Annotated in this window: 12 protein-coding genes; 4 read left to right on the forward strand and 8 right to left on the reverse strand. The window is 44.4% G+C overall.

Annotation, left to right across the window (positions count from 1 at the left end; genetic code table 11):
- Nucleotides 1-2 precede the first annotated feature (2 nt).
- The 3 genes from ACLTWA_RS17685 to ACLTWA_RS17695 all read right to left on the reverse strand — a co-directional run bounded on the left by ACLTWA_RS17685 (nucleotide 3) and on the right by ACLTWA_RS17695 (nucleotide 2392).
- Nucleotides 3-923 (reverse strand): DUF2156 domain-containing protein, encoded by a 921-nt coding sequence (locus ACLTWA_RS17685; protein WP_412329221.1) that lies wholly within the window; start codon nucleotides 921-923, stop codon nucleotides 3-5.
- A gap of 23 nt (nucleotides 924-946) precedes the next feature.
- Nucleotides 947-1351, reverse strand: coding sequence for a hypothetical protein (locus ACLTWA_RS17690; RefSeq protein WP_412329222.1), 405 nt, complete (start codon nucleotides 1349-1351; stop codon nucleotides 947-949).
- Between the two features lie 90 nt (nucleotides 1352-1441).
- The gene (locus ACLTWA_RS17695) at nucleotides 1442-2392 is read right to left on the reverse strand and encodes an AraC family transcriptional regulator (protein WP_412329223.1); all 951 of its coding nucleotides are present in this window, start codon (nucleotides 2390-2392) and stop codon (nucleotides 1442-1444) included.
- 185 nt (nucleotides 2393-2577) lie between these two features.
- Here ACLTWA_RS17695 and ACLTWA_RS17700 point away from each other — a divergent pair, with 185 nt between their 5' ends.
- Nucleotides 2578-2820 carry an HPr family phosphocarrier protein gene (locus ACLTWA_RS17700; protein WP_412329224.1) on the forward strand — a complete coding sequence of 81 codons (243 nt, stop codon included), beginning with the start codon at nucleotides 2578-2580 and terminating at the stop codon, nucleotides 2818-2820.
- Nucleotides 2821-2878: 58 nt separating this feature from the next.
- On the opposite strand, the gene ACLTWA_RS17705 is transcribed toward ACLTWA_RS17700, so the two are convergent.
- Nucleotides 2879-4891, reverse strand: coding sequence for a methyl-accepting chemotaxis protein (locus ACLTWA_RS17705; protein WP_412329225.1), 2013 nt, complete (start codon nucleotides 4889-4891; stop codon nucleotides 2879-2881).
- A 253-nt stretch (nucleotides 4892-5144) separates the two neighbouring features.
- Nucleotides 5145-6038, reverse strand: a complete 894-nt coding sequence (gene dapA, locus ACLTWA_RS17710) for a 4-hydroxy-tetrahydrodipicolinate synthase (protein WP_412329226.1) — start codon at nucleotides 6036-6038, stop codon at nucleotides 5145-5147.
- A gap of 119 nt (nucleotides 6039-6157) precedes the next feature.
- Between dapA and dpsA the strand changes: the two genes are divergently transcribed.
- On the forward strand, nucleotides 6158-7006 hold the full coding sequence (gene dpsA, locus ACLTWA_RS17715; RefSeq protein WP_412329227.1) for a dipicolinate synthase subunit DpsA: 849 nt from the start codon (nucleotides 6158-6160) through the stop codon (nucleotides 7004-7006).
- On the forward strand, nucleotides 7003-7581 hold the full coding sequence (locus tag ACLTWA_RS17720; protein WP_412329228.1) for a dipicolinate synthase subunit B: 579 nt from the start codon (nucleotides 7003-7005) through the stop codon (nucleotides 7579-7581). The genes dpsA and ACLTWA_RS17720 overlap by 4 nt, the downstream gene beginning before the upstream one ends.
- Before the next feature lie 68 nt (nucleotides 7582-7649).
- Here the strand turns inward: ACLTWA_RS17720 and ACLTWA_RS17725 are convergent, their stop codons facing one another.
- Nucleotides 7650-8192: a hypothetical protein gene (locus ACLTWA_RS17725; RefSeq protein ID WP_412329229.1), complete on the reverse strand. Its 543-nt coding sequence runs from the start codon at nucleotides 8190-8192 to the stop codon at nucleotides 7650-7652.
- Nucleotides 8193-8387: 195 nt separating this feature from the next.
- On the opposite strand from ACLTWA_RS17725, the gene ACLTWA_RS17730 reads away from it, so the two are divergent.
- Nucleotides 8388-10019 (forward strand): PucR family transcriptional regulator, encoded by a 1632-nt coding sequence (locus ACLTWA_RS17730; protein ID WP_412329230.1) that lies wholly within the window; start codon nucleotides 8388-8390, stop codon nucleotides 10017-10019.
- On the opposite strand, the gene ACLTWA_RS17735 is transcribed toward ACLTWA_RS17730, so the two are convergent.
- Together ACLTWA_RS17735 and ACLTWA_RS17740 are read right to left on the reverse strand one after the other, a co-directional pair.
- Entirely contained in the window at nucleotides 10020-10979 is a 960-nt protein-coding gene (locus ACLTWA_RS17735) for a DUF1177 domain-containing protein (protein ID WP_412329231.1), read from the reverse strand. It lies immediately after the preceding gene.
- Nucleotides 10980-10997: 18 nt separating this feature from the next.
- Nucleotides 10998-12251, reverse strand: a complete 1254-nt coding sequence (locus tag ACLTWA_RS17740; RefSeq protein ID WP_412329232.1) for a M20 family metallopeptidase — start codon at nucleotides 12249-12251, stop codon at nucleotides 10998-11000.
- Nucleotides 12252-12261 lie beyond the last annotated feature (10 nt).

Genomic DNA, 12261 nt, shown 5'->3' on the forward strand with positions numbered 1-12261 from the left:
CGTTAAAAACCCTTCTGGATCACTCCGTATTTTCTTGCAAAATCAATGGGATAGTAGGACATTTTTGCTTTTCTTAATCCTTCCATTCCCACATCGTCTTCCCGGTTTACAAGGATCAGTTCCTCCGGAAAACAGTGAATCAAGAACTGCTGATTGATAAACTGGTAAAGTCCCTTAATGCCTGGGTCTGCCTTTTCGATGTGGATGACTGCCATCTTTTCGTAAGGATTGTAAGTGCCGATGGTAAATGCCTTTAACTGTCCATCAATATATACCCCTGCCATTCTTACGTTGAGAACGTGACAGTTCTTTAAGATATCATGGATTCCCATGACTTCATAATCCAGCTGACGTACAAACTCGGCGGCTTCCACCTTGTTTTCCCACCATTCATCAAGGAAGGAAAGCACATCATCCCGGTCGGAGCAGACCAGAGGCCGGAACTCATAGCGTCCTTCATATTCCCGTAAAAAGGAATTTAAGTGATTCTTCTTTTTATGAAGCTTTTTTCCTGCCAGTGTCTTAAGGGATTGGGCATCATAAAGGTAATCCTTTAGATCCTCCTCCTCCTTGACAAGAAACTTTTCAGGATCCAGCTTTAGATAATTGACGGCCGCCTCATCTGCAAGATAGATCTTTAAAGGTCTTTTTAAAACCTGGTTAAAATAATCCACCAATTCCTGAAAATAATGGGGCAGATCCTCTTCCCTGCAAATCGGCATGGCGGAGAAAGGTTCTCCGTCCTTTTCCATCAAAAACAGCAGTGCCTTTTCATCACTGACCGCGTATCTTACCTGATAATATTCTCTCCAGATAAAACTGTCTAAATATACGCTGTCACATGTCTTATTGGGCCGTAAGGCATAAAATGGAGAAATTTTATCGACATCCGATGCCTGAAGCGGCTTAAATTGTAAATTCATAATTGTTCCCTTCTACTATATAACTAACTTTTCTTTATAAAATCAGCACCGCATTTGGGACAATGAATACTCACCTTTCCCTTGCCTCTTGGAATCCTGATTTTCTGACTGCAACTTGGGCACTTATAGATATGGTATTGCCTCATCTGCTGAATCTTAAAACGCCACTTTCTAAAAACTTCCGTTATACGGAAAAAAAGTCGTTCAAATTTCTGATTTTCCTCAAAACGCTTCCCAATGTTTTTTGAAAACATACGGAAATAGCATAGTGCCATGAAAATAAATGCAAGGATATCTACCCACGGATTCCGGGCAAACAGACCTGCAAACACTAAAACAAGAGAAATTCCAATCAAACACTGGCTCAGCTTATCCGCACCATATCTGCCGACCATAAACCGCGCAAATCGTTCTCTAAACCGGCTCATTCTGTATTCCTCTCCCCTTTTCATTTTGACTTAACTATAATAACCTGTGGTTGGAAAGTCAATGTTACAGGGTCATATTTCATAATCTTTTCAGAATTTGCCCCTGGAATTATCCCGGAACTGTTTTGGCGTTAATCCATATCTCTGCTTGAACAGACGGTGAAAATAGCTGCTGTTCTCATACCCGACTGCCACAATGATCTCCTCGACAGGCTTTGTGGTAGTTGACAGATAATTGGCCGCCCTGCCAAGTCTTATAAGCTGCAGACACTCGGTGAACGTCATCTTATAATACCGTTTGAACAGGCGGCTGATATAATAAGGCGGCTGCATGGAAATGCAGGAAAACTCTTCCAGGGTCGCACATGAGTAATTATTTTCTAAATACTGGTATGCAGTCAGTACGATCTGTTCTTCATACTGCAGCATATCATGATATTCCACTTTATCCACATCGTGAAGCAGTTCCATAATCAGTATTCCCATTGTCGCCTGATTAATCTCCTGTCTGCCTTCTTTTCCCTCCGCATGAGACCAGATCATGTTCTCAAGCAGATTCCTGGCCGGCAGTATCTCCCGCAGGTGGAAATGCAGATATTCTGCCACAGATGCATTCCTTTTTGCCGTCGCTGAAATAAACTGCCTGAGCACGTTCCCACTTTCTCCCATAAAAGCAGGATGGCTGAAAAATTCCGGCATCAGGAAGAAATGGATGGCAATATCCTCTTCTCCTGCCGGGTCAATGGCATGACTGGTTCCTTCTCTTAAAAGAAGCAGATCATTGGTTTCCAGCTTCAGCTTTTTGTTTCCGTTAATGACGTGATCCGTAGATCCGCTGTACATATATACCAGTTCCACATAATTGTGGCTGTGATCCGGTATTGCAATGTGGCAGGGCTGACAATACATATCCATTAACTTTCCCGGTCTGATCACAATATTTTTATCCACCACTTTATCGCCACATACGTTATCATAATGCTGCAAAATTGAAGTTGCATGCGATGAATTTCTTAAAAGTTTCAGAAGTTCTTTCTTCATTCTCCCCTCCAAACAACAGATTCACATGCTCTTCCCCCAGGCCATTATACCATCCTTACCCATCCATTTGCAAGAAAAGACGGTTTTTATACAAATTTAGACATAACAAATTGTCACAATATGTCATATAATCATGTCGAAACAGTATAAAAATGTAACCAGTATCATTTATGTGAGGTGAGCATATGAAAAAATATTCTATTCAAATCAAGAACATGGAAGACATTACCACATTTGTCAAAACCGTGACCAAGTACCATTATGATGTGGATTTATGCAAAGGAAGCGTTGTCATTGACGCCAAGTCCATCCTGGGCATTATGACGATCTGTCCTGATCCGAAACTTGAAATGATCATTTACAGCAACGAGCATGATGATATTCTGGAATCCCTTTCTGACTTTCTGCTGGAAGAAAAAACTGCATAACGAATACATATAAAAAAGATGTCCGTGGAATTTTGTTTCCCGGACATCTTTTTTTATTTTAATCGACCTTGAATTCATCTACCAGCCGCTTTAACTGAGCGGCATGCTCATATAGCTCTCCGCTGGATGCAGCACCTTCTTCTGCATTGGCGGAGTTCATCTGTACCACACCGGAAATCTGGTCAACGCCTGTGGTCACCTGATGGATGGCCTCAGACTGCTCCATCGATGCATCGGAGATCCTGCCGATCATAGCCGTCACCACGCGGGTGCTGTTTACCGCACTTGTAACAGACCTTGCGGCCTCCCCGGCAAGCCTTGTGCCCTTTGCCACAGCATTTACAGAACCTTCGATCAGCACATTGGTTCCCTTTGCTGCTTCTGCACTTCTGGAAGCCAGACTTCTCACTTCATCTGCCACGACCGCAAAGCCTTTTCCCGATTCTCCTGCACGGGCGGCCTCTACCGCCGCATTCAGGGCCAGGATATTGGTCTGGAATGCGATTTCCTCAATGGCCTTAATGATCTTACCAATCTCACCGGAACTCTGGTTGATTTCTTCCATCGCCTGAACCAGTTCTTCCATATGACGGTTTCCGGCTTCCAATTCTTCTTCGGCTGCCTTTGCCTGCTGGCTGGCATCGGCAGAATCCTTTGCATTCTGCTCGATCTTGCGGGATATCTCATTGATGACGGAGGCCAGTTCCTCTACAGAGGCAGCCTGTTCAGAAGCACCGTCTGCCAGTGATTTTGAACTTTCAGAAATATTCCGGGAGCCATAAGCCACCTGATCTGCTGTGGAGGTGATCTGTTCCATGGTAGCTGTCAGAGTGCTTCTGATCTTTAACATGGCACTCTTGATCTTTTCAAACTCTCCTATGTAATCATGCCGGAGCTGGAAAACCAGATTTTTATCCGCGATCTGATCCAATACCGAAGCAATCTCATCAATATAGTTTCCATAATTTTTCAGCTGTTTTACCATATTGCCCATAGATTCTGCCACCATGCCGATTTCATCGTTGCTGGATACGTCAACCTCTACATCAAGCTCTCCGCCAGCAATCCGCTCGGCAATCACTGACAGCTTTCTCAATGGCTTTGATATGCCCCTGGCCACCGCGAGAATAAGAAGGACCAGAACAGCAGTAGCCAGAACAAAAATTGCCCCGACTGCCGACGTGACCTGATTGCGTTCCATAAGTATCTCTGAACGGGGAATATTGGTCAGCACCAGCCAGCCGGTATTGCCTGCCTTTTTAACGGACCCGGAGTACTCCACCTTATCCATGGTGTAATCAAAGCTTCCGGCGGTCTGAGATGCAAATGCCTCCTTAACATTCTGGGAAATATCAATTTCCGAAATATTCTTCTGGATCATATCGGGATTTTTATGATATACGATCAGTCCGCTGTCCGTGGTAAGAATCAGCGACCCGGAGGCTTCGGTCTTATAGGAACTCATGATGGTGCTCAACTGGGAAAGCTGAATGTCGATTCCCACGACTCCCAGTGGTTTGCCTGTCCCGCTTTCATACACGGCGCAGGCCGCTGTTATGACAATCTGGCCGGTGTTGGTATCCACATAAGGCTCTGTAAGTATGGGCTGGTCCGTTTGTGTGGCACGAAACCAGGGTCTTGTTAGGATATCCCAGCCCGGCTCCGTGGTATAGCCATCGGACATGGTGGCCTGGCTCAAATCAATATCTGCGATCCAGGAAGCCAGAATATTGTCCTTATCGGTGGCCTGGATCTTATCGAGAGTGGTTTTCATCCCCGGATAATATTCACTGTCTGTCAGCTTCATATTGCCTTTGGAGCTGGCTAAAAATTCTTCTGCCTGCTGACTGGCAGCTGCACTTTTCATCTCTGCCAGATAATAACTTAAAAAAGAATCCACCTGGTTCGCTGCTGCCAGAGAAGTGGCATCCAGTGTCTTTGCTGCCTGGGCCTTCATGCTTTCTCCTACCCGATTTGAAATAATTACCCCCGACACAATAAACGTCAGCACTACGGGGATCGATATACCCAGAAGCATTTTTGTAAAAATCTGTGTTTTTGTTTTTTTCATCTTTCGTCTCCTCACCATCCCCTTAAAATATTATTAAATATATCATGAGAAAAAAAGGACTGCAAGACAAAGAAATTACCCAATATTTACAAAAAAATTGCATAATATTAAGCATCTTTTCTTAATTGAGATTAAATTATAAATTAAATTGCTATAAAGTGTAAAAATACAGCGCTTCCGCCTTAAGCCGGACAGCCAGGATATTATCTCTTTTGGCTATCCGGCCCGGCTTTTTTATTCCTGCCAGCCGCCCTTAATGCAGCTTTACAAAATAATGTTCCATGATTTCCCTGAGCTTTTCTCTCTTTGTTTCATCAAGCCGGGTCATGGGCAGCCTGTAATTTTCTCCGCACAGGCCCAGCATTGCCATTGCTGCCTTGACCGGCAAGGGGTTCACATCCATAAACATGGCATTCATGATCTTTAACAGTTCCAGCTGCATATCCTTACTTTTCCCAATCTCTCCATCAAGGAAATGCTGGCACATCATATGCATTTCAAATGGCATGATGTTAGCCAGAACGGAAATGACACCCTTTCCGCCCAATGCCATGACCGGCACCGTCATATCGTCATTTCCGGAGTAGATATCCAAACGGTCTCCGCAGAGAGCGGCAACTTTGGCAATGTGGGAGATGCTGGCGTTCGCTTCCTTGACCGCCCGGATGTTCGGGTGCCTGGAAAGGGTCAAATACGTTTCCGGCTCCACATTGACTCCCGTCCGGGTCGGTACGTTATAGATGATAACCGGTATTTCCACACTGTCTGCAACTGTATGAAAATGCTCCACAAGTCCCTGTTGAGATGCCTTATTATAATAGGGAGTTACCACTAAAAGTGCCGATGCCCCAAGAGACTGGGCCTTACGGGACATACGGACAGCATGAGCGGTGCAATTGCTCCCGGTGCCCATAATGACGGGCACCCGGTGGTTCACATCATGCACCACAAATTCAAACAATTCCAGCTTTTCTTTTTCCTCAAGCGTGGAAGATTCTCCGGTAGTCCCATTGACTACGATGGCATCGGTACCATGTTCCAGCTGAAATTTCAGCAATTTTTCCATGGTCTTTAAATCCAGGTTTCCATGGTCATCCATAGGCGTAACGATGGCTGCCGCAGAGCCTTTAAAAATAACATCTTTCATAAACAATCATTCCCCCAATCAGAGGTTCATACTAGAAAAGTATGACAAACATCCCCCATTGGTACCATACACAAATCAAATTTTCCATCATATAAACCATTATAAGGAGTGATTCGCGTATGTACAATTTTCTTCTTTTAGGCGGCGATTCAAGACAGCTTTATTTAAGCCGGCTTTTAACCAGTCATGGCTTTTCCGTAACGGTCCACTATGATATGGAAGACCCCTTATTTTCCATTGAGGAGGCCATAAAAAGCAATCAGATCATACTTTGTCCCATCCCATTTACCAGAGACAAATTAAATCTGCATTCCATCAACAAGATGGAGGATCTGGGTATTGGAAATATTTTAAGCCTTCTGACCCCTGACCATATCCTTTTCGGCGGTAATATCCCGGATTACGTCAAGGATTACACGAAAGCAAATGGCATTCCATATTTTGACTATATGGAGATAGAGGAAATAACGGTGAAAAACACCATTGCAACTGCAGAAGGTGCCATTGCAGAGGCTCTGCGCACAAGCCCCGGCTGTCTTCACAAAAACCGCTGTCTGGTAACGGGCTTTGGAAGATGCGCAAAACCTCTGGCACAAAAGCTGAAGGGGTTAGACGGAGCCGTTACCGTTGCAGACCGGAAGGATGACAAACTCACTTTGGCTTCCACCATGGGCTTTGATACCATCCCGCTTTCTGATTTGTCTCAGAAAATAGGGGAGTTTACGTATATTTTCAATACCATCCCTGCTCCGGTTCTAACGGAATACCTGATTCGTCTCATGAATCCCGGCGTAACCATCATTGATATCGCATCCGCCCCCGGCGGTGTGGATTTTAATTTCTGCAAAAAACAAAATATCCGGGCCAAATTGTGCCCCGGACTTCCCGGAATCTATGCACCGGAAACTTCCGGTGAAATCTTATTTGAAGCAATTGTAAAATGTCTGGCGGAAAGGAGCGGCCTATGAAACTGAAAGGTTTGAAAGTGGGGCTGGCGGTTACCGGCTCTTTTTGTACGTTTGATAAGATCGAAGAAGTGGTAAAGGTCCTGGTGGAGCAGGGCGCAGACATTTACCCCATCTTTTCCACCAAGGTTCAAACTACCAACTCAAGATTTGGAGATACAGGGGAATACATGGAACGGATCGCCGGAATGACGGGCAACCACCCTATCTTAACCATAGAGGAGGCGGAGCCCATCGGACCCAAAGGGTATCTGGATGTGCTGCTGATCGCCCCATGCACCGGCAATACCCTGGCAAAGCTTGCAAACGGCATCACCGATTCCCCTGTCCTCATGGCTGCCAAGGCCCATTTAAGGAATTCAAAGCCCCTGGTCATCTCCATTTCCACCAACGATGCCATGGGAATCAATTTTAAAAATGTAGGGGAATTATTTAATGTAAAAAATATTTATTTTGTTCCCTTCGGGCAGGATAATCCGGTCAAGAAACCGACTTCCCTCATTGCTCATACGGAGCTTATTGCAGATACCCTGGAACAGGCTTTGGAAGGAAAGCAGATTCAGCCGGTAATCTTTTAATATCACAAGGAGAACCTCAGAAGCAGCAGCCGCTGCTTCTGAGGTTCTCCTTGTTCTTCTTAAATCCCCTATTCTCCCTGTTTCTGTGGTTTATAATAAATCCGGTTCATGTAATTGGCTGTTTCCTCTGCATCCTTTTGATTATAGCTCATTAAATAATGGGTTCTTGATTTGTCATATATTTTAAAACCAAAGCGTTCATACAGCGCTTTTTGCGGACTGGAACGAAATACCGTAACATTCACCGGCTTACCGGTTTCTTCCGAACGGGCGGTAAGCTGACCGATAAAGAAACTCTCCAGCTGGGTTTTACAGGAATTGGGCAAGATATATATGGCAACATTCCCTATTTGATCCTCTTGCTCTGTGTAAGAGAAAAAACCGATTGGCTGGTCGTCCTTTATTATTTTATAAAAGCACGTGGCGTTCAGCATCCGGTGGAAGCTGTCTGTGCTTATAATCGTCTGGATTTCATCATTCCAGCCACCGTAATATTGATCTGCATAATTTTTCCAGCAGGCTCTCCGAATATCGATGTATATTCCCAAATCATCGGTACGGACTTCCTGCAAGGAGAAACCCTGATTTATAAAATCATCCGGTAATATCATATTCCCTCCTGACTGTCATATATCCAATCTTAATACTTTAAATATATTCCGGGAATCATAGGATAACACCTGGTTAAGTAAATATTTGCAAAATATATTTTCCTCAATCCCAATCTTGTAAAGTAATAAAATCAGTGTTATGATGGTCAGAACAAAAAAACTCATGAATCCTGTGCTCTTAAAAAGGAGGAACCCATGAAATACCCCCCTTTGACTCTTGGCTGGTTTTTATACCAGACTCCTATTGACAACCTTGAATTTATAGGAGAAAAAGAGGCTCTTAATAAAACAATTTCCGGAATAAGCGTGCTGGACAACCCAGATGGAGTAAACTGGATTAAAAAGAATGAAATCATACTTACGACCGGCTATATCTTCTATAATAATGCGGAAGTCCAGAAAAAAATAATTGCAGACCTGCATGCCATTGACTGTACCGCCTTCTGCATTAAAGTCAAACGTTTTTTTGATAAGATTCCCGAAACCATCATTGAGGAAGCAGCCAAATACAGGCTTCCTCTGGTTTCTGTACCCTTCTATCACGGGTACTCAAGCATTATAAGTGTCATCAACCAAAGCTTCATGGAACAAAACATTTCAAAGCAGCAGTATATATTAAATGAAGCAGAAAAATTCCATGAATTATTCTTAAAAAAGGAAGGGATCATGAAGATCCTGGAGCGGATATCCGGCTATACGGACTCCATTGCGATGGTCACAACAACCGCTCACGTGCCCATTTATTATCACATTCCAACCAGCAAATACGGAGAGCTTTTCCAGCTTCATAAGATTCATGTCAACCCCTCCAAGGTTTCCAACGACGACGGGGCAAATGAAGACAGAGGGATGCGTATCTTTTACTGCAATGACACGCGTTTGACCTTTCAGACCTTTCTGCTTCCTGATAAAAGACATTATCTATGTATTGATGTTACAAAAAAAGAACTAAACGAAACCATTATGGAAATCCTAAAGCAGGTGCTGTCTGTGATTGCTCTGGAGCTTTCCTCCATGCAGCTCCACGCAAAAGCCTTTGCACAGAAAAATTACTATGATTCCTTTTTTTACATGCTTACGGACATAAAAAACAAATCCATTGAAGAGATACAATTGATCTGTGATACCTATTCCTTTCCCTGCCATTTAAAAAGAGTATGCATCACTCTGGAATGCGAATCAAAGGAGAACAAGCTATTCCGCAGCCTGTATAATGCCATAAACCAGAAGCTTATCCAGCTGAACCAGAAGTATTTTCTATGCCACAATGAAAACCATATTGTGATCTTTCTTCTGTATTCCAGGCAGACGCCAAATGTCGAAGCGATTTCCCTGGCCAATCAGACGGTTATTCAGCTTTCTGATTCCATGAAAGACTATCATTCCTTTTTCAGACTGGGAATCAGCCGGTGCCACACCTCCTATGCCTCGATTGCAAGAGCCTATGAAGAAAGCCTGCAGACCTTACATCTGCAGACTTCTTCCGGACCGCCTCCATTGATCAGTTCCTATACCAGGCAGTTTGCATATCATCTTTTGACACAGCTCACTTCCTATGAAGTAAGGAAAATATATGAAGATACGGTGAGTATTCTGGTGGCTCATGATGAGGAGAACAAAAGCGAGCTTTTCGTGACCCTTAAGGCTTATCTGGAACAATCCCTGAGCTTAACCGATACTGCCCAAAAGCTATTTATACACAGAAACACCTTGACCTCCCGCCTTACCACCATCAAAAAACTTCTTTGTACCGAGCTGACCTCCATGGAGGAAATCTTTCACTTATATATGGGAGTGTGTGCGGCCCAGCTGCTGAATAATATGTAATTACGCATCGTCATCGCATTCATTTCCAGTGCCAAGTGTCTGAAAATGCTTCATATCTCCATACAGGTACAGAATCCGCTCATACTCCTTTTCATCATAGAAGCTGCATTCCTTCCGTCCGTAGGCTTTCGCAACCTCCAGCATGAACCTTGCGGCTTCTTCACAATCTGTAATATGGGTCGCACCAGTTGCACAGCCTGCAACGGGTGCTTCTGTTGTAATGGCAACTCCTATTACAGGTACCTTCGCTGCCGTTGCCGGCTGTAAGATACTGTTTAAGTGATACAGTCCGTTGCCGTATGGCGTAATATCCTGCTGGGAAAGGGCGTACACATAAGGAAGTTTTCCTGTTGTGGTCTGCATCAGATCCAGAATGCTTTCAGATACCCGCAGGATATACCCTTCTTTCACCGTAGGAGAGATGGCAAAGCCCCGGTTGTTAATAATCCGGTTTCCCTTAGTGGTATCAACCGATAAGATGGCATCAAGCTCATCTGTAACCTCTTCTTTATTCACCTGGGCCATGTTGACCGGAGAATCCATAAATGGAACCGGCTTATGCTCTCTTGTTGGTGCATTGGGGCAGATATGCGTGGAAATAAAAACATCTCCGTCCAGATAATCCCCCTTATTCTGCATATCCAGCAGCTTTGCCGCCAGGGCCAGCGCAATCAGGGCCCCATCTCCGTCAGAGACAAAGCCAATCCGCTCCGGTCTGGCACCAAGACCTCCCAGTCTTCCAAGCAGGCCAATGGTAGGGGCATCAAGGCCTTTGCTTTTTCCTTTTGCTCCCGGAATCCTGACCTTTATCATATCCGTCTTTCCCTTGGGGCCTTCTAACGCATATACTTCCACATCTGCATCCGGCCTTAAGCCCTTTAAATAATCCTCAACCACTTTGCCGCTTGCATAACTGCTGTCAAGAAGGTCATGGACCTCTATCAATTGTTTCATTAACATTACGAATCCTCCAGATATTTATTTTACTTCCATAAGGTCACAAATAGCACCTATATAGGTTTTTGCTGCAACAATCACATCTTCAATCTGAACCGTCTCATTATAGGAATGGATTCCCACCGTATTGGAAGGTCCAAACTGTATGGTAGGAATTCCAAGATTTCTGTAATCCCTTGCATCACTTGATGCCCACTGGTAAGCCGGGATCACTTCTCTGCCAAGCAGCGCTTCGGCATTTTTCTTAAATGCAAGCACGACCGGCGCCTCATGGTCTGTAAAATTCGCTTCACTTTTATAATGAAGCTCATATTCCACTCCCTCCACCTGGCTGACTTCCAAAATACGTTTTAACATGGCCTCGATCTCTTCTCTGCAGACACCGATGGGAAGGCGCACATCTACCGTTGCCTCACAATAATCCGGGACCATATTATGTCTGGTTCCTCCCTTTATGAGTCCTACGTTGGTACTGACATGGTCGATTACCTTTCCAAGTCCGGGAATATTGTTTTCTCTTTCTGCAAGCATTTTAGAATCCATCAGCGGCTTTTGCTGTCTGTCCGTAAAATGGCCTTTGATTTCCGTAAGCATGGAGATATGCTCAAGCACTCTGGATAATTTTAAAATGGCATTTTCTCCCTTAAAATCCCCCAGACTTCCATGGGCTGATTTTCCATAAGACTTTAAGACAAGAAGCAATCCCCCCTTCTGTCCGATCTCTATGGTGTTCATGGTTGTAGGCTCCGCCACCAGACAGGCATCGGCTTTGGCGGCATATCCGTTGGCACACAGCCACTGGCTTCCGAATTCCCCTCCGCTTTCCTCATCGGAGACGATATGAAGCCTGACATTTCCCTTTAAGGGAACCTGTTTCTTTGCAAACAGGGCAAGGGCAAACAGGGCACCGGCCACACCTGCTTTCATATCAGAGGTTCCTCTTCCTAAAATCTGAGTATCTGTGATCTCTCCGGAGAATGGGTCAAAATCCCATTGCTGCAAATCTCCCGCAGGCACCACATCCACATGTCCGTTAATAATCATGGAAAATCCGTCTTTACAGCCAATTTCCGCCACCACACAAGGATGGTCCGGATTGCATCCGGTCTCTTTATATTCAATTCCCGATTCCTTCAGGAAATTCTTTACAAAATCAATGACTTCCCTCTGTGTTCCAGTAGGGTTTTCACTCTTTATCTGAATCAGACGGGAGACTAATCCGATCAGCTCCTCGCTGTTGCTGTCTGCATATTGTAGCAGTTCACTTTTCGTCATCTTTTTATTC

Source organism: Lacrimispora sp., from assembly GCF_046972725.1.
Lineage (GTDB): Bacteria > Bacillota > Clostridia > Lachnospirales > Lachnospiraceae > Lacrimispora.